The sequence below is a fragment of the Kothea flammea genome, from assembly GCF_052161645.1.
Classification (GTDB): Bacteria; Planctomycetota; Planctomycetia; order Pirellulales; family Pirellulaceae; genus Laterigemmans.
The window spans coordinates 5,124,541-5,149,519 of record NZ_CP197414.1; the positions used below are offsets into that span (position 1 = coordinate 5,124,541).

At 56.5% G+C, this 24,979-nt stretch carries 19 protein-coding genes; 7 read left to right on the top strand and 12 right to left on the bottom strand.

Features of this window, described 5'->3' with window-relative positions; translation table 11 throughout:
- Positions 1-184 precede the first annotated feature (184 nt).
- Positions 185-1,261, top strand: a complete 1,077-nt coding sequence (locus SH139x_RS19140; RefSeq protein WP_488351370.1) for a hypothetical protein — start codon at positions 185-187, stop codon at positions 1,259-1,261.
- Here SH139x_RS19140 and SH139x_RS19145 read toward each other — a convergent pair.
- The 10 genes from SH139x_RS19145 to SH139x_RS19190 form a co-directional block, all read right to left on the bottom strand.
- Positions 1,219-2,529, bottom strand: a complete 1,311-nt coding sequence (locus tag SH139x_RS19145; protein ID WP_488351371.1) for a glycosyltransferase — start codon at positions 2,527-2,529, stop codon at positions 1,219-1,221. The two genes, SH139x_RS19140 and SH139x_RS19145, sit on opposite strands and share 43 nt — an antisense overlap.
- A 97-nt stretch (positions 2,530-2,626) precedes the next feature.
- On the bottom strand, positions 2,627-2,947 hold the full coding sequence (locus SH139x_RS19150; RefSeq protein WP_488351372.1) for a hypothetical protein: 321 nt from the start codon (positions 2,945-2,947) through the stop codon (positions 2,627-2,629).
- Between the two features lie 79 nt (positions 2,948-3,026).
- Complete coding sequence (locus SH139x_RS19155) at positions 3,027-3,800, bottom strand: hypothetical protein (protein WP_488351373.1); 774 nt, start codon at positions 3,798-3,800, stop codon at positions 3,027-3,029.
- 513 nt (positions 3,801-4,313) lie between these two features.
- On the bottom strand, positions 4,314-5,405 hold the full coding sequence (locus SH139x_RS19160) for an FAD:protein FMN transferase (protein WP_488351374.1): 1,092 nt from the start codon (positions 5,403-5,405) through the stop codon (positions 4,314-4,316).
- Positions 5,406-5,521: 116 nt separating this feature from the next.
- Positions 5,522-6,745 carry an NADH:ubiquinone reductase (Na(+)-transporting) subunit F gene (nqrF, locus tag SH139x_RS19165; RefSeq protein ID WP_488351375.1) on the bottom strand — a complete coding sequence of 408 codons (1,224 nt, stop codon included), beginning with the start codon at positions 6,743-6,745 and terminating at the stop codon, positions 5,522-5,524.
- A 53-nt stretch (positions 6,746-6,798) separates the two neighbouring features.
- Positions 6,799-7,434 carry an NADH:ubiquinone reductase (Na(+)-transporting) subunit E gene (gene nqrE, locus SH139x_RS19170; protein ID WP_488351376.1) on the bottom strand — a complete coding sequence of 212 codons (636 nt, stop codon included), beginning with the start codon at positions 7,432-7,434 and terminating at the stop codon, positions 6,799-6,801.
- A 39-nt stretch (positions 7,435-7,473) separates the two neighbouring features.
- A complete protein-coding gene (locus SH139x_RS19175) occupies positions 7,474-8,100 on the bottom strand; it encodes an NADH:ubiquinone reductase (Na(+)-transporting) subunit D (RefSeq protein WP_488351377.1) in 627 nt (208 codons plus the stop codon).
- Entirely contained in the window at positions 8,087-8,944 is an 858-nt protein-coding gene (locus SH139x_RS19180; protein ID WP_488351378.1) for a Na(+)-translocating NADH-quinone reductase subunit C, read from the bottom strand. The genes SH139x_RS19175 and SH139x_RS19180 overlap by 14 nt, the downstream gene beginning before the upstream one ends.
- On the bottom strand, positions 8,931-10,193 hold the full coding sequence (locus SH139x_RS19185; protein ID WP_488351379.1) for an NADH:ubiquinone reductase (Na(+)-transporting) subunit B: 1,263 nt from the start codon (positions 10,191-10,193) through the stop codon (positions 8,931-8,933). The genes SH139x_RS19180 and SH139x_RS19185 overlap by 14 nt, the downstream gene beginning before the upstream one ends.
- A 42-nt stretch (positions 10,194-10,235) precedes the next feature.
- A complete protein-coding gene (locus SH139x_RS19190) occupies positions 10,236-11,579 on the bottom strand; it encodes a Na(+)-translocating NADH-quinone reductase subunit A (protein WP_488351380.1) in 1,344 nt (447 codons plus the stop codon).
- A gap of 697 nt (positions 11,580-12,276) precedes the next feature.
- On the opposite strand from SH139x_RS19190, the gene SH139x_RS19195 reads away from it, so the two are divergent.
- The 6 genes from SH139x_RS19195 to SH139x_RS19220 all read left to right on the top strand — a co-directional run bounded on the left by SH139x_RS19195 (position 12,277) and on the right by SH139x_RS19220 (position 21,449).
- Entirely contained in the window at positions 12,277-12,864 is a 588-nt protein-coding gene (locus SH139x_RS19195; RefSeq protein WP_488351381.1) for a hypothetical protein, read from the top strand.
- Positions 12,865-13,020: 156 nt separating this feature from the next.
- On the top strand, positions 13,021-14,901 hold the full coding sequence (locus SH139x_RS19200; RefSeq protein WP_488351382.1) for an ATP-binding cassette domain-containing protein: 1,881 nt from the start codon (positions 13,021-13,023) through the stop codon (positions 14,899-14,901).
- A 58-nt stretch (positions 14,902-14,959) separates the two neighbouring features.
- Complete coding sequence (locus SH139x_RS19205) at positions 14,960-16,426, top strand: YeiH family protein (RefSeq protein ID WP_488351383.1); 1,467 nt, start codon at positions 14,960-14,962, stop codon at positions 16,424-16,426.
- A gap of 31 nt (positions 16,427-16,457) precedes the next feature.
- Positions 16,458-16,814 (top strand): hypothetical protein, encoded by a 357-nt coding sequence (locus SH139x_RS19210; protein WP_488351384.1) that lies wholly within the window; start codon positions 16,458-16,460, stop codon positions 16,812-16,814.
- 153 nt (positions 16,815-16,967) lie between these two features.
- Entirely contained in the window at positions 16,968-20,576 is a 3,609-nt protein-coding gene (locus SH139x_RS19215) for a serine/threonine-protein kinase (protein ID WP_488351385.1), read from the top strand.
- Complete coding sequence (locus tag SH139x_RS19220) at positions 20,577-21,449, top strand: DMT family transporter (RefSeq protein ID WP_488351386.1); 873 nt, start codon at positions 20,577-20,579, stop codon at positions 21,447-21,449.
- Between the two features lie 85 nt (positions 21,450-21,534).
- Here the strand turns inward: SH139x_RS19220 and SH139x_RS19225 are convergent, their stop codons facing one another.
- On the bottom strand, positions 21,535-23,988 hold the full coding sequence (locus tag SH139x_RS19225; protein ID WP_488351387.1) for a hypothetical protein: 2,454 nt from the start codon (positions 23,986-23,988) through the stop codon (positions 21,535-21,537).
- A gap of 39 nt (positions 23,989-24,027) precedes the next feature.
- Complete coding sequence (locus tag SH139x_RS19230; RefSeq protein ID WP_488351388.1) at positions 24,028-24,966, bottom strand: ABC transporter ATP-binding protein; 939 nt, start codon at positions 24,964-24,966, stop codon at positions 24,028-24,030.
- Positions 24,967-24,979: the final 13 nt, after the last annotated feature.

Sequence of the window (24,979 nt, forward strand, 5' to 3'; positions counted from 1 at the left end):
GCGGCTGGAACCAGGCGTTCGGGTTTCCACCAACGGGCGGTTTCACTCTTGTCAGCGCAGCCCCATTTCCGATATTGCCAACAATGGATCGTCGGGAGTGCCCGACCTGGGCCGCCCCGGCCGTCCACCGAACTTGGCTTCCCACGCAGTAATGCGTCAACCCCAACGGAATGGGAGGGATTCGATGAGGTGGCGACTGATGCTCAGCGTCTTGACTTACGGCGCATTCGTTTCGGCAATCAATCTGCTCGGTGCTCCAGGCGGCATGCCCGCCTGCTCAGCCCAAGAAGGTGCAGCCTTGCAGATCGCAGCTGCTGATGCAGCTCCTCAGCAGGCAGCGGGTCAGGCTGCCGAGCTTCCCCCGAGCCTGCTGCAAGAATCCCGGGCGGCAAAGTTCCGCATGATCTTGGGACGACTTTCCCTTGAGCCTCCCAAGCACATCAAGTGCTCGCGGACGCAAGAATCAGCCGACGGGCTGGTCAAAGAATCGCTGAGAGTGACCGCGTGCCGGGGGATCCCCTCGCTGCATTATCACTGGGCAACGCCGACGCAGGCAGTTTCCGTCGATGTTCACTTGGCAACGCACGTCAAACTCCGCTCGACAATCGCGATCGATGACACGCCGTTAACCCTGGTCGTCGATCAACCGCCCGCCGGTGAGGTGCTGTTTCGCCTCGAATCGCTGGACGATCGCGGAGAAATTCGCATTGATGAGCAGTTCAGCTCGCCGAGCTTGGTGCATTTTCGCGCCCGATATCCGCGAGAATATGAACGCCATTTGGCCCCCCTGCTGACTCAACTGCTGATCGATCCCCAGGTGGAATGCCGAGCGGACGATTTGCTCAAGATTGCCGGCCAACAACCGGGCCAAGCGGAGGGACTGGAGGCTGCTCGAATCGACCAGTTGATCGATCAACTGCGTGCCCCCAGACGGGACAAACGGGCTGCAGCCGCGCAACAATTGCGAGCAATCGGGTTACCAGCGCTAGCGATTATCGAGCAACTCGATTTGAGTCGCTTTGAGCCCGAGCAACGGGGGCGGCTTGAGCAGCTGCAAGAGCAACTGCGTCCGCATCGCGAAGACACGCCCGCCGGCCTGGCACGCTGGTTGGCAACGGATGTGCGTTACTGGAACCTAGTGGCCCATCAACTGTCGCCTTTGCAACTGGAACACGCCAACCAACTGCTGCTGGCGAGAACCGGACAGCAACTGAGTGCTCAGTTGCGAATCGCTGAGGGGGCGGCCAGCACGCGGCGGTAAACTTCCGCCGTCGCGGCAGCCATCGCCGTGTCGGAAAAAAGTTCAGCGTGCCGGTGTAAAGCCGCACGCGACATTTGTTCCCAGTCATATTCGCCGTCGAGTAACAGCCGCATTTCGGCTGCCAAGCTGGAGGGCGAATTGGGCTCTGCCATTAACCCCTGAAGACCATGTTGGATCGCTTCGGGAGTCCCCTCCACCCGCGTTGCCACGACCGGCAAGCCAGCCGCCATCGCTTCCAAAACCACCATCGGCAAACCCTCGCCGTAGAGACTGGGCAGCACCATAAAATCCAATGCGCTCAGGGCCTGCGAAATATTTTTGGTAAAGCCAATAAACTCGACTATCTCGCCAATCGCCAAGTCGTCGACTAACTGCTTAATTTTGGCTTCGTAAGCTGGCGTTTCAAAAGGACCGATGCAGCGAAACCGCAACGCTCGTCCCTCGCCCCGCAGCAACGCCAAACTCTCGAGAGCAACTTCCAGCCCCTTCCGCGGGCGCATGAGGGCGACCATGCCAACTCTCCAAGGCTGACCGGCAACCGGCTTGCTGCGTCCCACAGGCAATCTTGGCGATGCTGACGTGGAGCCGACGGCAGTCAACGATTGCGACGGATTCGCGAGCAGATCTCGGGGCACACCATTATGAACCACCGTCACTCGCTCGGCCGCCCAGCCACTATCAATCGCGTCACGACGCAGACTGTTGGAGACCGCAATCAAGTGGCTGACGGATCGCAGCGCCCAGCGTTCAACCAAACTGTTAATCCGGTTTTTCCAGCGGTTTTCGCAATCCCGCGCGGCCGGACTGTGCAGATGATAGATCCAAGGAATGCCTAACCGCTTTGCCAAACGACTAGCGATCAGAGCCGCCCGGGGCGTGTGGGCGTGCAGCAAATCATAAGAGCTTTCCCCCGACCGCTGCCCTAGTTGCTGCTCAATTCGCTGGGCAACTCCCACGTCGAAGCGACTGGTCATCGGCTCCACAAAGCAAACGCTGTGTTCCAAATCGAATTGCTCGGCAAACCGCCCCGCTTTGAGGCAGACAAAATCAGCCCGCACGCCAACCGCCGGCAGACACTTTCCTAAGTGCATTTGTACCCGTTCCGCACCGGCAAAAAATTCGCCGTTGATCACGTGCAGCACGCGAATTGCCGCTGTTTCCCTCGCGGGTCGGTTATCACCGGAAGTCTGGCCAGCCGGCGGCCCGACGACCATCGGAGCCATCGCGGTGTTCTCAAAAGGCGCAAAGAAATTAATGGGATTTGCCATAGCCGCAACCAGCAACACTGTAGGGACGGACGTGATACCCAAATCTAGGTCGCATCACGCCATCCGCAACTAGCGGCAAAGCGAATGATGCTAGGCTCTACTCTGAGCCGTGCAGCTTGACCAACTTGTTGTAGATTCCCAACAACAAGAAAGTGGGCGCCCATTGCCCGATGAACACGGAACGGCTGCTTTCGCCCCTCGATTGAAAATAGAGCGAGGCAAAAATCGAAAGGAAGGCGGCCCACAGCCAGGTGTCGGAGGGCAGTTTGGCCGTCTGCTCTTCCAGAGCGCAAGCCACCGGACCTTCGCCAATCTCATGCTCATGAGCCCCGTAGGCGGAAGCCAGCTTGCTTCCCAAACCCTGTTGTTTCGGCTCCGCACGGCCCGCAGTTGAAATTTCTGGAGGTACTGTCGACATGGCTGTTTTGTCCTTTTCTAAAGGGAAGTAAACCAAAACTATCCCAATCAGGACGCAAACTGAATGCCGAACGAGCGATTTAGCGAAATGGAGTTCGCCAAGGCAGTGCTTCTGCATCCGTGGCGTCGGCTACCGCAGGCGTGGTCGAAGGAATGTCGCGAGTAGCATGAGGGGATGCTAACTGCGGTTGCTCGGCGGGACGCAACGCACTGCTACGCGAGAGATCGACGACTTCCATGCCTCGTAAAATGGGACGCATATCACCCGCCGCGGCATCAATCGCTTGCCGGGCCGTGTCTGGAATCCGCGGTGTGACCAGCGTCACAAAGTCCGACCGCTGCGACTGACCCGATTCCCCCATGTGTGCAACCGGCTGCACCGAACGAAACGCCCCGGAACCATCATTTGACGAAACATTAACTCGGGCCGCGCCAGGATTGCTGGACGACCAGCCTGCCGCGGCTACCACTCCATAACCTGGTCGATTGCCCGCGCCAGCCGAATCACCAGTGTAGGCTGAATCACTGGCGTAAGTGGAATTACCCACGTAACCGGAATTTGTCGCGGAGGAGAAATGCGGGGCCGCATTCATGCCGCTGGCGGGCAACGCCGTCACCGTGGAGTTTTCCGCGAATTGGCTGAGGTCTCCCAGCGTCGTGCCGCCAGTGTTAGCTGCCTGCCCCTGATAATAACCGCCAGGCGTAGCGTAACTGCCCGTTGCCGGAGGGGGTACGCGTGTTGGACCGCCCAACGGATTGATCGGGGCCAATGGCATGTTGGGATTTGCGGTTTGTCGACAGCCCATGGAAAAGACCGCGAGCGTCAAAATGGCTGCATAGTGAATCGTGTGCATGCTGGCCGCCAGAGAGCCTTGCGAGATCGATCGAGCCGGCAGACGCCCATCGCCACCGCTACTCTGGCGCGAACACTAGCAATCTGGCGAGAATCTTTAAAGATCGATTCTGAAAAAACCGAGCGGCTCGGCCAGAAAAGTAGGACGGGTCTCCAGAACCGTCCTACAGACTTACACTAGTGATGACCGGCGGTCACGTGCTCTTCATGGCTAGAGCCAACTCCGGTTTGCTGACGAGCCTTTAACTCGCGGCAAGCCTCTGAGGGATTTTCGCAAAGAGAGCACGAGGTGCGTCCCTCGGGGTCGGTTTTATTACCCAATCCCCCGCAAGAACCGCTGATCGGTCGCCGGCCAAACATCACCCCAACCGCCATGCCGACTGCGACCACGAAAAAAATTCCGAAAGACATCAGAACCAATAAACCAATTGCGGACCAAGTCATAACATTCGCTGCAGGCTAAAAAGGATAGCAATAAAAAAAACCAACATCTCTGCCAATTATCCACGGCCAATCATTCGGGACGCTTCGGCAAGGGGATATTTTCGGGAAACAACTCACTTTCTACAGCACGCAGTGTGCCGTCTGGCAACTTGCGAACGATCCGCACCGCCAATCGCTCTTTAGTCGCGATCTCCATCGCCCGCTCGGGACCGACGACATTCAAAGCGGTCGCCCAGCCATCAGCCAGCATGCAGTTGTCAGCAAAAACTGAGACAACAGCCAAATCGTGAGTCACTGGCATGCCCGTGCGAGGATCAATCGTATGGGAGTAACGCTGGCCTTCAAATTCAAAAAAGTTGCGGTAATCGCCGCTGGTCGCAATCGCTCGATTCGTTAACTCAAAAGCCAAATGAAAAGTCCGCTCACCTTCCACCGGGTCCTCGATCGCGACTCGCCAACTGCGATTTCCACGCTGTCCAATGGCACGGTTTTCACCGCCAATGTCGACGAAACCATGCTCGCAACCAAGTTCCCTCAGCTGATCTACCAACTTATCTACCGCGTAACCCTTCGCGATGCTGGAGAGGTCGATCCGTAGCTTCCCAATCGACTTCCGCAACGCCGGCGGTTCGACACGTGTTTCCACGGCGCGATAATCGACCAACGCCCGAAGTTCCTCGATCACGTTTGCCGGCGGCGGCTCCAGCGTCCGTTTACCCGGACCAAAGCTCCAAGCGTCGACCAGTGGCCCGACGGTAATATCGAATGCGCCATCGGTGGCTGCAGAAATCGCCAGTGCTTGGTCGACCACTTTGACGACCGGGGCGCTGACGGGGAACCACTCCGTCGAATCAAGGGCGTTGAACCGACTCAACTCAGACGACTTCAAATAAGTCGACATCTGATCATTCACCCTGCGAAGGGTTAGGTCGAGTTCCTGTTCCCAGTCGTTGGGTAGATTGAGAGGCGGATCGGCGATGGTGACCTGATAATAGGTCCCCATCGTTTCCCCTGACGCCTGCAGAATCTCAATCGTCCGGTTCGGCCCAGACACCACGCCGCCGTCGATCGGTGCAGTTGAAGACTGATCGGTTGCGGTCGACTCAGCCAATTGCTGACCCGAATCACAGCCGGGAACGAGCAGTGAGGTGAAGACGAGCACGCATACAAGAGAGCGAAACGCATTGCACCATCCGCAGTGCGGATGGTGCTCGCATGAAACGTTTGAATTCATAACTTGGTTTCACTACCTGATTCGCTCGGAGAACACCAAGGGTGTTAGCCGCCGAAGTCGTCGTAGGCAATATTCTCAGGTTCAACACCAAGGTCATCAAGCATCTTGAAGACCGCGGCATTCATCATCGGAGGACCACAAATGTAGTACTCGATATCTTCGGGTGCTGGGTGCTTGCTGAGGTAATTATCAAGCAGCACTTGGTGAATAAAGCCGCGGTACCCAGTCCAGTTATCCTCCGGCAACGGTTCGCTCAAGGCGATATTGAACTGGAAGTTGGGGAACGACTTTTCAATCTCGCGGAAATGCTCCACATAGAACAACTCCCGTGAGCTCCGCCCGCCGTACCAGTACGACACCTTGCGTTCGGTCTTCTGGCGTTTGAAGAGTTCGAAGATGTGACTTCGCAGCGGTGCCATACCAGCCCCACCACCAATGTAAACCATCTCCGATTCCGAATCCTTGATAAAGAACTCGCCGTAAGGACCACTGATCGTGACTTTATCGCCCGGTTTCAGACCAAAGATGTAACTCGACATCTTGCCCGGCGGGATGCCTTCGGGGCCACGCGGTGGTGGCGTCGCGACCCGCACGTTGAGCATGATGATACCTTGCTCACCGGGGTAGTTGGCCATCGAGTAAGCTCGCACGACTGGCTCGTCGACCTTCGACACATACCGCCAAACGTTAAACTTATCCCAGTCTTCGTGAAATCGATCTTCCACCAAGAAGTCTTTGTAGGCGACCACGTGGGGCGGGCACTCAATTTGGATGTAGCCGCCAGCACGGAAGTCAACTTCTTCACCAGTGGGCAATTCCAGCACGAGTTCTTTGATGAAAGTGGCCACATTGTGGTTGCTGCGTACGGTGCATTCCCACTTCTTGGTCTCAAACGCTTCTTCAGGAACTTCTACCACCATGTCTTGGCGAACCGCGACTTGGCAGCTGAGTCGCTCACCCTCCCGCGCCTCTTTTTTGGTAATGTGATCCTTCTCGGTGGCCAGAATTTCGCCACCACCCGACTTGATCTTCACGCGGCACTGGGCACAAGTACCACCACCACCGCATGCGCTGGAAACGAAGATACCGGCATCGGCCAGAGCACCCAGCAACTTGCCACCAGCGGGCACGCTGATTTCTTTCTGGCCGTTGATCATGATCTTGACCGGGCCAGAAGCCACCAATTGCTTCTTTGCGACCAAGATGAACGCCACCAGGGCGATGATGACCAGCGTGAACATGAGCACGCCGAACAGGACAGTTATCATAGAACTAACCGTTAACTATTACGAAAATCAAACGAATGGAGTCGAGACAACGCTTACAGTTGAATGCCGCTGAAGGCCATAAAGGCGAGCGCCATCAGTCCAACCGTGATAAAGGTGATTCCCAAACCGCGTAATGGCGGCGGCACGTCGGAATACTTCATTTTCTCGCGAATCCCGGCCAATGCGGCGATCGCGATCGCCCAGCCGAAACCGCAACCAAAACCAAACACGCAACTCTCAACAAAGTTATAATCCCGCTCGACCATGAACAGCGACGCACCCAGGATCGCGCAATTGACCGTGATCAATGGCAAGAAGATGCCGAGCGCGTTGTAGAGCGGTGGGAAGAAGCGATCCAGCACCATCTCCAGAATCTGCACCATCGCCGCAATTACGCCAATGTAGCTGATAAAGCCCAGGAAGCTCAGGTCGAGCGTCCCCAGGCGAGCCCCCAGTGAGGGGTTGATAGCTGAAGTCCAGCTAAGGGCGCCTTCCTTCAGCAAATACTGGAAAATCAGGTTGTTAGCCGGCACCGTGATCGTTTGAATCACGATCACCGCGACGCCCAGCCCGAGGGCTGTCTTTACGTTCTTAGAGACCGCCAAGAACGTACACATGCCTAAGAAGAAGGCGAGCGCAAGGTTCTCGACGAAAACCGCTTTAAAAAAGATGCTTACTAAGTCATTCATTGTACTGAAACCGAATTCAACGTTGTGGGAACCAGTGTGCTACGCTTCCTCGATTTGATCTGGGTAGGCGGCACGAATCGCCCAGATCATGAATCCGATCAAGAAAAAAGCGCTTGGCGGCAGCAACATCAGGTTGTCTGGAGCATACCAACCACCATTGCGGTCCAATTCCATCAACTGGTAACCGAACAACGAACCGCTACCAAAAAGCTCGCGGAAGAAAGCCACGACCATCAACACCATGCTGTATCCCAAACCGTTTCCTAAACCATCCAGGAAGCTGGCACCGACTGAGTTCTTCATCGCGAAACCCTCAGCCCGTCCCATCACGATGCAATTGGTAATGATCAAGCCGACGAACACTGAAAGCTGTTTGCTAATCTCAAACATGTAAGCTTTCAGAATCTGGTCGACCAGAATCACCAGCGAGGCGATGACCGTCATCTGCACGATGATCCGAATCGAATTCGGAATGTAGGTACGAATCGCACTGACCGACGCGTTGCTGAAGGCGGTCACGGCGATCACCGCGAGGCACATCACGAATGATGTCTCCATCTTGGTGGTCACGGCGAGCGCGGAACAGATCCCAAGAATCTGCAGGGCGATTGGGTTATTCCGAAAAACCGGCCCGAACAGAATGTCAGCTGTCTTACTCTTGGCCATTGTTTGTCCCCTCAGGTTCTGCAGTTGTGCTAGCCAACGTATTGCCCTGCTCCATGTCCGCTTTTAGTTTTTCTAAAAACGGTCCAAAGGCATCGTCGCTGGCCCAATAGCGAATCAGGTTCGTGACGCCGCGGGCGGTAATCGTGGCCCCGGAAAGGCCATCCACTAAATATTGGTCATCATCGTCAGCCGGTCCTTTATCGACACCGGCGGCCGGCGTTCCTTCTTCTCCGTAGAGCCAACGACCTTCCCACTGTGCTTTCCAAGCGATGTTGTCAACTTCGCCACCGAGCCCTGGCGTTTCAGCGTGCTCGTAGAAGGTCAAACCCTGAATCGTTTGCAGGTCACTGCGTAATGCTAAGTAGCCATACAATGTCGACCACAAACCCTTGCCGTAAACCGGCAGCACAACCTGAGTTATCTGTTGCTCGGGCCCACGAACAAAATAAATCCGGGCGACACCCTCACGAAATTTCACCCCAGGATCGAACTGCGGGTCGTCAATTTTGACCTGTTGTTCCGGATCGCGGGCAGCTGCCCTTTCGTCATAGGTGTCGGGATCCAAGTCTTCGACGAACTCGCCGGTTTCCAAGTTGACGAGGTGTTCCTCAACTCGGCTGTACAAGCTCTGAATCTGCTCGGCGTTCAACTCGGAAGCTGGCTCTCCAGTCTCCGCGTAAGCCAATCCGGTCGCGTCGAGAATGTTCCGCTGCCGATCAAGTTTCTTGTTCAGTTCCTGACGAGGTTTCAAGGCCACCGCGGCAGCACTCACAACCAGCGAGCAGACTACGCACAAGACGACGGCGACACCGATCGTATATCCTATCGAATCACGCTGTGGCATAACGAGCTACCCTCCGGCGTACGTTAAATTGAACTACAAAATAGTCGATCAGCGGGGCGAAGACGTTGCCAAACAGGATGGCCAACATGATCCCCTCGGGGAAAGCCGGATTGATCACTCGAATCAGCACCGTCATGAAACCAATCAGGGCCCCATAAAACCACTTACCGACTTCTGTCATCGAAGCACTGACCGGGTCTGTAGCCATAAACACCAGACCAAAGGCCAACCCTCCAATGCTGAGATGCCAGTAGAAGGGCATCTCGAATAAGGCATTCGTCTCGCTTCCAACGGCGTTCAGCGCCAGGCTGGTAGCCACGACGCCCAACACCACACCCGACATGATCTTCCAAGAACCAACTCCGGCGGCGATCAAAATCGCAGCACCGAGCAAACACATTAACGTGCTAGTCTCACCAATCGAACCTTGAATTGTACCCAGGAAGGCTGACTGCAAGGTAATGGCCGATTCACCCCAGGGACGTCCGACCGCTTCTAAAGTCTGCATCCCGACAGCCGGGTCAGCAATCGCCATGGCACCCAGGGCAGTGGCACCACTGTAGCCGTCCACGGCAGTCCAGACCTGGTCGCCACTGATCTCAGTGGCGTGAGCAAAGTACAAATATGCCCGCGCGGTGAGTGCCACGTTGAGAATGTTTCTCCCCGTGCCGCCAAACACTTCCTTGGCCACAATTACGCCAAAAGCGATCCCAATCGCCACTTGCCAAAGCGGAATATTGGGGGGCAATATCAAGGGAAACAGCAAACCCGTCACCAAGAAACCTTCATTGATTTCATGGCCGCGAAGAATACTGAAGATCAATTCAATATGCCCACCGACGAACATGCAAACGATGTAAATCGGCAAGAAGTGAATCGCCCCGTATATGAAATTGTCGAGGAAATTACCCGGGTCGTGCCCCAGTCCGAAGACTTCGGCATGCACAAAATGGTGCCAGTCAAAGCTGTACGAAGCCTCGACCACCTCCATTTTGGCAATCGCCGAGTTAGCTTGGTAACCCACATTCCACATCCCGAACATCGTCGCGGGAACCAAAGCCAGGACGACCGTAATCATCATCCGCTTTAGATCGATCCCGTCCCGCACGTGCGTGGAACCCTTCGTTATCTCCCCAGGCGTGTAGAGAAACGTATCCAACGCCTCATACATGGGGTACATTTTATGGAGCACTCCACCCTTATCAAAATAAGGATGGACGCGATCCAATGCATCGCGAAGCACCTGCATGATCTCGAACTCGCTAATTCCAAATAGTTAGATTGAAAGCCATCAACCTTCGATTTCGATCTTCCTAAGGTTGTCCCTCAGAATCGATCCGTATTCATACTTGCCGGGGCAAACAAAGGTACAGAGTGCCAAGTCCTCTTCTTCCAACTCGAGCACACCCAACTGCTGGGCGGACTCGGTGTCACGAACGATCAAGGCACGCAAAAGTTGTGTTGGCAAAATGTCGAGCGGCATCACTCTCTCGTAAGTCCCTAACGGAACCATCGCCCGCTCACTGCCTTCCGTACTGGTCGTCATGTCGAACAGTCGGTTCTTGACGAGTGCCGAAGCGAACACCCGCGTGGTCGAAAACTTGTTCATTCCAGGCCTCTGCCAACCAAGAAATTCGCGTTGGTTGCCTTCAGCCAGCACGCTGACCTGACTGGCGTAGCGACCCAAGAAGTTCATCGGCTCGACCACTTTGCGGCCACCCAGGACGGAGCCCGAAATGACGCGGTTATTATCGCCGACCAATTCACCTTCAGTGAGCTGCCCCAAATCGGCACCCAAACGGGTCTCTAATATCCGTGGATTACTGACCCGAGGACCGCCCAGGGCGACCAGCCGTCGGGGATCGACGCGGCCAGTTTCCGTCAAGCCACCAATCGCCAACACGTCTTGGAAACCCAAGTACCAAACTGTCTTTTTGGGGCTCACCGGCTCGAGAAAGTGAATATGCGTGCCGGGCAAACCGGCCGGATGGGGCCCGCCAAAGCTCTCCAGCCGCACCCCGCTGATTCCTTCACCAGGCAGCGAGGCCGATGGTGACTTGCAGACGTAAACAGTTCCAGCGGTCAACCGCGACAGAGCGGTCAATCCACGAACCCAATACGACTCCCGACCAGGCAGCGCCAACAACGGATCGCCGGCGAGCGGATTGGTGTCCATCGCCTGCACGAAAATCGCCGCCGGTTGGCTGTCGAGCGCCGGAACTTTACCGTAGGGCCGTGTTCTCAACGAGGACCACAAACCACTGCGGGCTAGCAGGTCGACGAGTTGCTGGCGGTCGTGAGCGGCAAGCGAATCTTGGCTGATCGTGCCAAAATCGACCGCCTCTTCACCCTCAATCTCGATGACCAGCGACTCAAACTTTCGCTTCGCCCCACGATTTACACCGACAACGCGACCGGCAGCGGGTGACGTGAACATCACGCCCGGCGTCTTGCGATCCTCGAATAGCGGTTGACCCAGCTTCACCGAGTCACCCTCCGCCACCATCATCGCAGGCTTCATGCCGACGTAATCGTCCCCCACCAAGCCAACTCGACTGACTTGGCGAGCGACATCGACCCGCTGTTCCGGCGAACCTTGAATGGGAAGGTCCAACCCTCGCTTGATGACCGTCATTGTTTCGTCAATGAAAAATGTTCGTTTACTGACGTCCTAACTCAACAACTCCGCACTCCCACAATCACTTCACCCCACCTAACCCTCAGTTCGCTCGAACCTCAACCCCCCGAACCCCCAACGAGCCAATCGAGACCTAGGCACTGCCAGACTTCGAAGCAACACACCCGCCCCGAAACTCGACTTTGTGAAAGTTTTCACAAAGTCAGCTTGAAAAAAATACCGTGCCAACGATTTGAACACGGTTTTACGGCAAGCATCACTTAGTGGAACCGAATCTGGCTGTACAGCGTAACTCTTGGCAGTCGATTTCTGAGCGAACAAACCGGAGTTGGCTCAACAAGGAATCCCTGCTCTGCAGTGTAGCACATCTGTAAAGTAATTTGTGAGTGTCAGCGGACAAGCTGGACACACAACTGGGCTGCGATGGTCACCAGGTCCATCGCTGAGCGAGAATATGACACAAGCGGCAATACGTCGCAACGCCATCGCCGGGCGAATTGTGAAAACAAAACAATTGTTCAAACAAAAGTTAAATGACCAAAAAACCAACTGCCCGACTTGCGGGGCGGCATCCTCAACGCCACCCCCAACGCGTATGCTGTCAGGAACGTGCCTGCGCCGCTATCCTGCATGTACCCAACTGCTTTCCCAGCTGACTTACCTGTTCAATTTCAAGTATTCGGAGATGATCTCAATGCCTTTTACATTAGTTCGTGGCTTACGTGGTGCTGGTTTTATCCACTCTTGCCTGGCGATCGCCTGCCTCAGTTTGATAATTGGTTGTGGCGGAGATTCGATGCCACCAGCGGAAACCGGTCATGGTGGCGGTGGCCCCGATTCCCACGGTGCGGCGGGCGGTGACCACGCTGGCCATGACCATGCCGCCATGGGCACCCACGGAGGGCATGTGGTAGTGCTCGACCCGGGTCACATCCATGCCGAATGGGTGCACACCGACGAGGAAGAATTGCTGGAAGTTTACGTGCTTGACAATCCAGCCGCGGTCACCGGTGTCAAATTGGTGGCCGTAATCGCAGGGGAGGAAGCACAGACATTTGAGCTGACTGGCGACGAATCGACTCCCGGTAAATTCATGATCAAGAGCCCCAACGCGCTGACCAGCATCCAAATGGCTGACGGCGACAGCAACAAAGCGACCTTGATCGTCACCACCGCCGACGGGGAAATGTCGACTTCATTGACGGATGACCACGATCATGACGACCACGCCGGTCATGACCATGCTGAAGGTGAGCACGGACACGCTGAAGATGAGCACTAGGGTGCCGAGAACTAGTTCACGGTCGTGTAAAGAATCGCCAATGAATATTTTGCCGGAAATTTCGTCTCCGGGGTCAAGCCACGCGGGTGACTGGCTCCGGAGCAGCAGTGGCTTGGCCACTGCAACTCTTGTGAAGCAACGCAGCAGGTTTGGTGCATGCCCCTGGTAACTCTGGAAAACCTTAGTATTCGCTTTCGCGGCCCGGCACTATTCGATGATGTTTCCAGCATCATTGAGCCGGGGCAGCGGATCGGCCTGCTCGGACGCAATGGGGCTGGCAAGACGACGCTGCTGAAAATGTTGGTTGGAGACGTCACCCCCGACAACGGTCGCATCGTGTTTGCCCCCGGCGCGACCGTCGCCCGGTTGGTCCAAGACGTTCCCACCGATCTAGTTGGCTCGACTCGCCAAGTCGTGCTAGACGCTTGCGGTTTCGAGCCAGACCAGCACGACGCTTGGGAAACCGAGCATCGCGTCGACACGACGCTTTCAAAAATGGAACTCGATCCAGAGGCTCCCTTCGAAACGCTCAGCAGCGGGCTCAAACGCCGCGTGCTGTTGGCCGCGGCGCTAGCCAATCAGCCGAGTTTGCTACTGCTCGATGAGCCGACGAACCATTTGGATATCGATTCGATTCTGTGGCTAGAGAGTTTCCTGGCTCGTTGGTCGGGAACCTTTATTTTCATCACGCACGATCGTTCGTTCCTCCAGAAGCTGGCCAACCGCATCTGGGAGATCGATCGCGGCAAGCTGTTTGATTGGTCATGCGACTACCAGACATTTCTGCAACGCAAAGAAGCCGCCCTGGACGCTGAGGAAAAGCAGGACGCGCTGTTCGACAAAAAGTTGGCCGAAGAAGAAGCTTGGATCCGCAAAGGCATCAAGGCGAGGCGAACGCGAAACGAAGGACGCGTCCGCGCCCTGGAAGCAATGCGGGTGCAACGTCAAGAACGCCGCAAGGTCGAAGGGCAAGCCAATTTGCAACTGCAGACTGCTAATCGCAGTGGAAATTTGGTTGCCGAGCTGACCGACGTATCATTCTCGCACGGTGATCGCCCGATCGTCGATGCTTTCTCCACGACGATCATGCGGGGTGACAAAGTCGGCATCATTGGACGAAACGGGGCGGGCAAAACGACTTTGTTGCGGTTGATGCTTGGCCAGATTGCCCCCCAGACGGGTCAAGTTCGCTTGGGCACGAACCTCGAAGTCGCCTACTTTGATCAACTTCGCGGTCAGCTCGACGAAGAAAAGTCGGTCGAAGATAACGTGGCCGACGGCAACGACCGCGTGCAGATTGGGGGCAAGTCCAAGCACATTATCGGCTACTTACAAGACTTTTTGTTCACTCCCGAGCGAGCGAGAACCCAAGTCAAATTTCTCTCTGGCGGTGAACGCAATCGGGTCTTGTTGGCGAAATTGATGACGCGGCCAGCCAACGTGATCGTGCTGGACGAACCGACCAACGACCTCGACAGCGAAACCTTGGATCTGCTGGAAGCTCGCTTGGTCGAGTTTTCCGGCACCCTGTTGGTGGTCAGCCACGACCGAACGTTCCTCAATAACATCGTGACCAGCACGATCGTCTTTGAGCAAGATGGAATTCGCGAATATGTCGGTGGCTATGATGACTGGAGGCGGGCCGTCGCCCGCCGGCAGCAGCAGCCAGAAGCAGATAAGGCGCCAAAGTCTGGCACGGCTGCGACTTCCCAGACAACCAGCCAGCAAGCGACCAGCCAGCAAGCGACCAGCCAGCAAGTATCGGGGCAGCAAGCAGTTGGCCAGCAGGGAAATGGGCAAACGGTCGCTGAGAAAAAGAAGCTGAGTTACAAGGAATCTCGGGAATTGGCTATCTTGCCCCAGCGAATTGAAACACTCGAAGCGGAAATTGCCAGCCTGCATGAGGCGATGGCGGCGGCCGACTATTATCGCCGGGAGTCGACCGAGATCGCCGCCGACCAACAGCGTTTACTGGCCTGGGAAACCGAGCTGGCCGACTGCTATCACCGCTGGGAAATGCTGGAAGCACGCGCTTAATCTCGTCTTTTCGCCACACTGTTAGCCCGCTTCGTTATTCCCGCCTGAGACGATCGCAATGTCCGCACCAGAAAACCCCTACGAGCATGGCTCCCCGGCGGCGGCAAGCTCCGCTGAGAATGATTCCAACGCCCCACCGCAGCGGCCAACTGGTTGGTTGAGTGAGGATTGGCTAGCCGTTTTGATGGGATTCGTGTTGCTCTCGCTGGTCCTTTTCAGCGTAATCTGGGGAGGCCAAGCGACTGAGATCACGACCGACCCGGATAGTGGCGAACAGATCAGCAAGACGGTTTGGGTGAACCCGCTCAAGCCGTGGATCGGCAAACCTGGCAAGTGGCTGGCTAACCCGCTGACCGCGTTCGGCAATTGGCAAGCTATTTTGAGCACGTTCGTGATTGTTGGCTCGGTCGGGCTGGTGGCTGGGCTGTTGCGAGGACGTTTCCAGCGAGGGTTTCTGTTTGGCTTAGTCGCGTTGCTGTTGCTGGCAACGGCCGCCTATACCTTGGCTGCCCAACAAGTCGTCAAGGATTACAACCTTGAGTACGCGCTCTGGGCTCTGCTAATCGGCTTAATCATCAGCAACACGGTGGGGACTCCCGGTTGGTTACGATCGGCTGCGATGACCGAGTTGTACATCAAGACTGGCTTGGTGATTCTGGGAGCCGAGATCCTGTTCGGACGTTTGTTGGCGTTGGGGTTGCCGGGAATTTGCGTGGCCTGGGTGGTCACGCCAATTGTCTTGATCAGCACTTTCTGGTTTGGGCAACGCGTGCTGAAAATTCAATCGGCATCGCTAAACATGGTGATTTCAGCCGACATGTCGGTCTGCGGCGTTTCCGCCGCGATCGCCACGGCGGCGGCCTGTCGCGCCAAGAAGGAAGAACTTTCATTGGCCATCGGCATGTCGCTAGCCTTCACGGTGTTGATGATGGTGATCATGCCGCCGATCATTCTTTGGTTGGAGTTGCCCACGATGGTGGGTGGCGCTTGGCTGGGAGGCACCATTGATTCCACCGGTGCGGTGGCGGCTGCGGGTGCTTTTTTGGGCCCCGAAGCGTTGGAAGTTGCCGCTACGGTCAAGATGATTCAGAACATCCTGATCGGTGTGGTCGCCTTTGCCGTAGCCGGATATTGGGTGAAGTATCGCGAACAAGATACTGCTGGCGACTCGTCGTCGCGAGCGGCGGGAGTGGCCGAGATTTGGCGACGCTTTCCGCGATTTATCCTCGGGTTCGTGCTCGCTTCGCTAGTGTTTTCCGCTTTGGCGAGCAGCGGCTCTGATGACAGCATGGTGTTGGCGTCGACCAGCGTCTCCAAATCCTTGCGGGGCTGGTTATTTTGCTTAGCCTTCGTCAGCATCGGGCTGGAGACAAACTTTGCCGCGCTCAGCCGTTTCATGGCGGGTGGCAAACCACTGCTGCTCTACCTGGCCGGACAGTCACTGAATATCCTCCTCACCTTTTGTATGGCGTGGCTAGTCTTCGGGAAATTGTATCCAACGCTAGTGACCTTGTTTGCACCCTAGCAGCAACTGGCGGTTACATTGTGCCACCAACATGAAGGCGAAAGACTTGTGTCCATACGACCGTTCTGAAGGTCCCGCATTAGCCCCAGCCGACGCATTAGCCCCAGCCGACGCATTAGCCCCAGCAGACGGGCCACAGCGGCGCGGGAGCGGGGTTTGGCGGCTGACGATCGCGGTCGGCTTGATTGCCACCGTGTGGTTGGGAGTGCTTCCGCAACTGGCCCGCGTTCCCGCGATCCGCCAGCAGATCGATCGTAACGCTGATTACAAAATTAACGCTGATGCGATGTTTTACAGCGAAGTTGGGCCGGTCGAGGGGATTCGACTCCGCGTGGTTGATGGCGAAATCGTGCGAGAGCCGATCTTGATGGGCAGCGAGGATCAATAGCCGGTTGTCTTCGCGCCGCGCAACGTCTTGGCCTGAATTCCCGAGACATCGTGCTATGATGGTAAAAAAGAGTGAGCAGCACGCGTTCGTCGCTGCTGAGTCCGTTACCGTCGTTCTACGCTCTTGACGCCTGTTGGCACCGCGGAGAAAGCAATGCCGAATTCCGATGATCGAAATGGCCTCATCGGAATGCTTGCGGTGCAAATGGGTTGGGTCCCAGCGTCTGAGATTGCCGCGGCCAACGCGGAACTGGAGAAAGGTCCCGAGCTGTCGCTAGAAAATGCGCTCGTTGCCGCGGGAAAATTGGACCAGCGGTTGGCAAAAATGTTGGGCCAATGGGCTGATGCCGCGCAATCCCTGCCGGCCGAGCTCTTGACGGCCAATGCTGCGGAGACTTTTGAGACCATCGCGCCCGACTCGTCGTCCGATCTAGCCGATGCCCAATTCGACCCCCACCAAACCCAGCCTCCTAAGCCGCCCAGCGCGCCCGACGCCGAATGGTTCTCCACCCAAGCTCCGCAACAGTTGTTTCCCGCTTTTCCACAAACCGGGAACGATCCGAGTGGTTTGTCAGGCGGTTCACTGGGCGGTCCACTGGGCAGGTCACGGAACGGAGCGAATCGGTTTCAGCTCGTGCGACCGCTCGCCGAAGGAGGTTTGGGCGAAGTCCTGGTTGCGAACGATCAAGAGCTGAATCGCGATGTGGCACTCAAGCAAATCCGTCCGCAACTGGCGGATGATCTCCGCGCGCGGCAGCGTTTTTTGTTGGAAGCCGAAATCACCGGCAGTTTGGAACACCCGGGCATTGTTCCGGTTTATGGCCTGGGGACTTATCAGGACGGGAGGCCCTATTATGCGATGCGGCTGATCCGCGGGGAAAGTTTGCGGGCCGCGAGCGAAAGCTATCACCAGCGTTTTGCTGAGGATCGCCACAGCACCGAAAAGACGCTGGCCCTGCGGAAATTGCTCAACCGCTTCGTCGATATTTGCCAAACCATCGAGTACGCCCACAGCCGTGGTGTGTTGCATCGCGACATCAAACCTGACAACGTAATGCTGGGGCCTTATGGGGAAACGTTGGTCGTCGATTGGGGTCTAGCGAAGGCAGCCGGGCTGGCTGACGAGGCAGCGGAGGATCGGTCAAATGGATCGCTTGAGCCCACGTTGCGGCCCTCGGCGGGCAGCGGTACCGCACCGACGCGGATGGGTAGCGTGATTGGCACTCCAGCCTTCATGAGCCCCGAACAGGCGGCCGGTCAAATCGATGCGATGGGCCCCGCCTCCGACATTTATTCCTTGGGGGCCACGCTCTACTTTATCGTTTGCGGCAAGACGGCGCTCGAATCGAGCGAACGAGCCAGCCGGGAAGACGTCAGTGCTTTCTTGCGACGGGTTGCCAGTGGCGATTATCCAGCAGCCCACCAATTGAACGCGTCAGTGCCACGGCCTCTCTCGGCAATTTGCTCGCGGGCGATGGCCGCCTTGCCAGAACACCGTTATCAATCGGCGCAAGACCTGGCGGATGACGTCAGTCGCTTTTTGGCTGACGAACCGGTGCTGGCTTACCCGGATCCGCCCACCGTTAGGCTGAAAAGATGGGTTCGAAGGCATCAGGCGATTGCCAGCACGACTGCCGCGCTGGTGCTCGCGTCCACGCTCGGATTAATTGTTTTCCTCACGATCCTGCAAGGTAAACAACGGCAACTGGAAGAGACCAACGATCGCTTGGAAGTGGCGCGAGCAACCGCCGTGGAAGCGGCCGAAGAAGCGGAACGGGGACGCCAAGCGGCCGATTTGGCGAAGGGCAACGAACTGGCTTTTAGCCGCTTTTTGGTCAACAATATTCTCGCCACCGCCCGTCCGCTCGGGCAAACTGGCGGGCTGGGGATCGATATCAAAGTCGTCGATGCTTTGCTGGCGGCTGAGCAAGAAATCGACACCGCCTTCGCGGAACGCCCTTTGGCCGAAGCGACCGCGCGTGCTGGATTGGGTGATACCTGGCAAATGTTAAGCGATTATCCACGGGCGATTCTGCACTATCGACGGGGCAGCGAAATTTTGCGGCAGGAATTGGGTGCAGATCATCTCGAATCGATTGCCAGTCTCTCGTCGCTGGCATTGGCGCTAAAGGCCAATGGCGAGCTGTCCCAAGCGATCACGTTGCAAGAACAAACGTTGCGCGACTTGCAACAGCTGGTTGGCAGCGCCGACTCGAAGACGTTAATCGCGAAGAACAACCTTGGTCTCAGCTACCTCGACGCGGGCGATTACCCAAAAGCCATCGCGATGCTTGAGGAAGCACTTCAAGAAACCAAAGATCTGTTCGGCCCCGATACTCCGCAAACGCTCAACTCACTCGACAACTTGGCGGCCGCCTTGCGATTTGGCGATCCGCAGCAACGCAGCCGAGCTCTGGAGCTGTATGAGCAAGTGATTCCGAAAAAGCGCCGAGTGCTCGGCGAGACACACCCCGAAACGCTGTCAGCTGTCAACAATCTTGCCACCATGTTGCTCGACCAAGGCGAGTCCGACACGGCCATAGGCATGCTCGAAACACTGGTCGAGCGGATGACCGAGCTGTTGGGAGCCGACCACGCCACCACCTTGGTTACGCAAACGAATTTAGCTTTCGCCTACGCGCGGGCCGATGCCTATCAAGCGGCCATCACGTTGCTCGAGGAGACCATTCAGCTCTCCAGCGAACAACTCTCGCTCGATCATCCTTCCACACTCAACGCCATCGATATCCTCGCCGTCATCTACGATGACCTTGGTCAACTGGAACTAGCGATCAAATTCTACGAACAGGCGGCCGCCGGCCGCGAGCGCGTGCTGGGGGCCAACACCCCAGAGACGCTGACCACCAAGAGCAACTTGGCGCTAGCCTATTTGGCCGACGGGCAATCAGCTCGCGCGATCGAAATCGCCGCTCCCATCCTGGCGTACCGACGGCAGGTCTTAGCTGATGATCATCCCTTGGTGACACTCTCGCTCAACAACTTGGCAGCCGCCTACGCTGAGCATGGCGAGCTAACAAAAGCCCGCCAGCTGTACGGCGAACTGGCTGACCTGCTGAGCGATGCCGAAGACCGCAGCGAATATTGGCGAGTGCGAAACAATCTAGCCGACTTGTGCCTGCGGGCTGGCGACTCCCCCACGGCCATCGAAATTTACCAACAACAGCTGGCAGAATTGCGAGCAGCTCCTCCAGCCTACGAATTTCTCAAAGTGCTGACCGCTCAGAACCTGGCAGTCACCCTGGTAAAAGTTGGCGATTTTGTGGCGGCACAAGAGCTGCTCGATGATTTAATCAGCGAACAACGGGAAAAAATTGCCGCTGCCGATGACCCGGCTGCCCGTTCCATGCTCCGCAGTCTCTTGGTCTATTTAACAGAATGTCACTTGGGGCAACAGGACTACGATGCGGCGGAACGTGCCGCCAGCGAAGCGGTTGCCATTGCCAGTGAGCTATTGCCGGGCGACTGGCGACTGTTTAACGCCCAAAGTCAACTCGGTGAATGTTTGCTGGGACAAGCCAAACTCGAAGAGGCCGCCACGATTCTTCAGACCGCCCACCAACAACTGCTTGACCAACAACCGATGATTCCCCCATCGATGAGAACGGACATCCTGAGAGCATCCTTTGATCGTTTGATCCAGTTGGCCGAAGCGCGGCAACAATCGGCGGTCGCTGAGCAATGGAAACAACAGCGCGAACAGATGTTATCCGGCGAAGAGGCCCTTGGAACGAGCGAACCCTAAGTGCATTTACTTTTACCGCTGGCGGCCGGCATGCTGTTGGTCAGCGGCTTATTGCTGATCCAGCGATGTGCCGCACATGGTGTGACCCCCTGGACGACCACGTTCCTAGCAAACCAGTGGGCGGCCCTGCTCTTCTCCGCCTTGTGGTTTTTTGGCGGCAGCGGTCAACCGTGGGAGTTGTTTTATCAGCCGTTTATCATTGCCAGCTTATTCATGCTGGGGCTGGGGCTGACCTTCACCGCGGTGGAGGTCGGTGACGTTTCAATCGCCACGCCCGTGCTGGGTATTAAAGTCATTTTTGTCGCTCTGTTGTCGATTGCCATCAACGACACGATCTTGCCAGAGTCACTCTGGTTGGCAGCAATTCTTGCCACGATTGGCATCGGCTGTATTCAGTGGACCGGTGGTGGGCAGCATCGCCGCATTCTGCTCACCATCTCACTGGCGATCTGCGCATCGATTTCGTTTGCCACGTTTGACATTTTGGTCCAGCGCTGGAGTCCCGCCTGGGGTGCGGGAAGGTTTTTGCCCTACGTTTACTGGACGGTGGGAGCAGCCAGCTGGTTCTGGGCACCCAAAGTCCAGTGGAACAAAATTTTGGCTCCCGAGGTGCGGACAAAGCTGCTGTTGGGCACGATGTTAGTCGGAGGCCAAGCCATCTGTATCGTGCTGGCGCTGGCGCTTTACGGAGATGCGGTCAGGGTCAACATTGTCTACGCCCTCCGCGGATTATGGGGAGTCCTCTTCGCCTGGACGGCGGCCAAAATTTGGGGAGCGGGCAAAAAACGAGCCACCAATCGGCAAATGCTGGTACGGCTGAGCGGTGCCGTGATTCTGACCGCAGCCGTCATCTTGGCCTTGCTGGCCAACTAACATCCCAGCCCGACGCGTACAGTGAAGACAAGGAGAGGAGCCCCAACCCTTGCTTACCCGTCGAGTTGAGACTCCTAATCGCAGGCTACTTATCGCCCAAACTGCGTGCTTGTTCCGTCTTTTGCTCAACCTCAGAATTCCAGAGCCCCGTGATTCCACTCCAAGCGTAATAGCCTTGGAAAAAATTCCCGGCTCGCAGCCCCACATCGGACCAAGCCGAGATGCGTTTCGCTTCCTCCAGCGTTTCCGCGTTGAAGGGACCACCGTTAACGTAGTCAAACGCCCGAGGCCAAGTGCCGGCATTCGCTTGCTGCAAACTTATCTTGGCGGCCTGGTCTAAGTGCCGCAGCAGGCGTGTTCGCTCGAAACCAATGAGTTGGGCCCGCTTGGGAACACCGAAAATCGTGTAGCCCGCAAATGAAAACACACGGTTGATCATGGCCGGATCCTCTTGTTCCAATAATTCACCGATCGCTTTGGGATCGATCAGACCAGCCGTTTCCGCAAACGGCGTCCAGCCCGCTGAATTGTGGAAGGCCCAAGATAACAACAGTGAATTTCGCCGATCCAGTCGCCGCTGCTGAGGCGTTCGCAGCTGCACTGCATAGTGGGCAAGACGCTCGTCTCCGATCTCTTGCTGGATGCTCGGATCAAGTAACGCCTGGGCGGCGGTCCATTCCAAGCGATCAAGATAATCGCTGCTCTCAAGCGTCAGTGGCATACCTGATAATTTGTTGATGCCACTGAATAACACCGCCAACAAATCGTCCACGCTGACTGGCACATCACCGCCAGCAGCGCGATGCGATGCAGCTTGCGGTGCGAGCAAGAAATGATGGAAAACCCGCTGTCCCTGATCTTTGTCCAACAGCACCTCCTCTCCAGACTTTACGTCAGCAATGGCTTGCTCAATAACGTTGTTCTGATAGGTCAAGCCCGCGCCCCAAAACTGGATCGGCCTATACTCAAGCCGCTCGTTTTCTTGAAGCTCGACCTCAAATTGGAGCCCCACCGCTGCCGCGTGCGTTTGCTGTCGCCAATCTGGCAAATGTGCGGGAATGGTCAGCAGGCGATAACCGATCACGGGGGCAACAATGGCCAAGCCAGCCAAGCAGTACCAGCCAACGAACCTCCCATGGTAGCCCCAAGCACGTTGCCCCTCACTCCAACGACGTACCATCCGCAACGTGCAACCCAAGAGCACCGCGATGCCCAGCACCACCGGCCAAAAATAGTCATTGTAGAGGCCCCAAAAACTGCTCATTAAGGCAATTGCGATGGCCAGCAACAAAGGTGTCCCTAAATAACCCACAATCGGTCGCTGAGCCCACATTGCCGAGAGGCTGCCGGTGACGAAGATGCCGCAGAGCAGCGCAAAAGCGGGTAACAAAGGTGGGCCTGAATACGATTGCCGTGCCGCCAATTCTGAAAACAAACATCCGCCGATGATCAAGCCAAATAAGATCACGGGGACAATCATGCGAGTCCACCACATCTGCCACCGCCCCACACCTCGCTCGGCCAAAAAGCGAATTCGCTGCTTGTTGGCATCTCCAGCAAACGTGGCGATGCCCAATAGGCCAGCGGAGATCATGGTGGCAATGATCACGAATCCGCTGTCCGATCTGGTGGGTGGCTGCTGCTCAAAAATGATATGCTGAATGCCGGCGACGACCAGTAAACCGGCCACAACGGCATAAATTCCGCGTGCCTGCCGCACCGCTTGCCAAATCAGCGCACGCGTCATCGTGGGAGCTGATTGTGAAATCGCCTTGACGGGCAGATAAGCCGGATGGGGCTCGGAACCGGTCCGCCAAAAGTTTGGCAGCGCCGAATTATTTGCCCAGCGTCGCCGAGCTAACAACCACGCTCCGACCAGCAACACGCAGGTGAACACGGTCTGATAAAAAATCACCCATCCCGAGAGCCACTTGTACCGTCCAGGTACCTCATAGATATCAGCGCTAAAGGCACTCGACTGCTCACTCAGCACCAGGGAGCCGATCGTAGCCAAGACGATCAACGCGGCCGCAACCAGCAAGCCAGCGGCAGGTGATCTGAGCAACCAACTGGAAAACACGCTGCACGCCAACAACATCAAAGTAAAGCTGATTAAGCGGGCAATTTCCAACGCCAGCGTCGAATTGACGGGAACCAGGTTTGAGGAGATTCGCTGCACGTTGCCAGTTTGCACCGCCACCCAATATCCCGCCGCGCAGGTCAACCATAGCAACGTGACAGCCAGCAGGGCAATGAATAACTTGCTGGCCAACACGGTCGTCACACCGACCGGCAGCGAACGCTGCCATTGCAACGTCCCCGTCTCATCCTCATGGCCAACCTGCAGCGCTGAGATGCCAAAAGCCACCAAGTTCGGCAGCAGCAACAAATAGGTCATAAACGCTGTATCGCGGTTGTCCGGGACGAGCATTGTAATGGCGTACAACATAATCGCCAGCAGCGCGACACCGAAGACGAGCGGCATTACCGCTCGCCACTCTTTCCACAACAGCGCATAGATAACAGTTGATGATCTCATCGTTCGGTTCTCCCCTTGTTTCGGAATGAAGGCCTGTGCTCAGCGCGCCTGTGTTTGGTAAACCGAACCCGTATCTTCAGCAATCTTCTCCGGTGGTGTGCCGTGTGTGCAGGCCACGAAGATATCTTCCAAACTGGGATGCAAGACTTCCACGGAAACCACACCGGCGGCCGTTTGGATGGCAGCCAAATCTGGGTCGCTGAGCCCCAACACCAACATCCGCAATTGGCGGCCGACGCGATGCTGGTGCAAAACTTCACCCTCTGGCAGCGGCACCTCGATCATCGAATCGCCCAACGTGACCCGCACATCCTTGACAGCCTCTTTGAGTTCCACCAAGGGCTGCATCAAGCGAATCTTCCCCTGATGCATGATCGCCACCCAGTCGGCGACACGTTCCACTTCGTTGATCTGATGACTACTCAGAAACACCGTTTTACCAACCGCCGCGCGATCGACCATACTTTCCAAAAAATGCCGCCGCACAACGGGATCCAAACCGGATGTCGGTTCGTCGAGGATGAGCAGATCGGGATCATGGGCAATCGCTAACGATAATGCCACCTTGGCCCGCTGGCCCTTACTCAATTGGCGAATCTTTCTCCCGACGGGCAATTCGTAATGAGCGATCAACTCGTGATAACGCTTGAGATACCCAGTCGGATAAAATGCCGCCGTGAACCAACCAATCTCATCAATCCGCATCCAATCATAAAGCGCGGGCTGATCCGAAACGTAGCCGATTCGCCGACGTATCTCCAACGCGTCGCGATGACAATCGAGTCCCAAGATCTTGGCCGAGCCTGCAGTCGGTTGTTCGAAACCGGTCAGGCATTTGATCATGGTCGTTTTGCCGGCACCATTTTCACCCAACAAGGCAAAGACCACGCCCGGCGGCACCTCCAAGGAGACTCCCGCCAGCGCCTCGCAATCTCGATAACGTTTTTCTAAGTTTTGAATAGAAATAAGCGGTTGCATGAGCAGCCTCCCA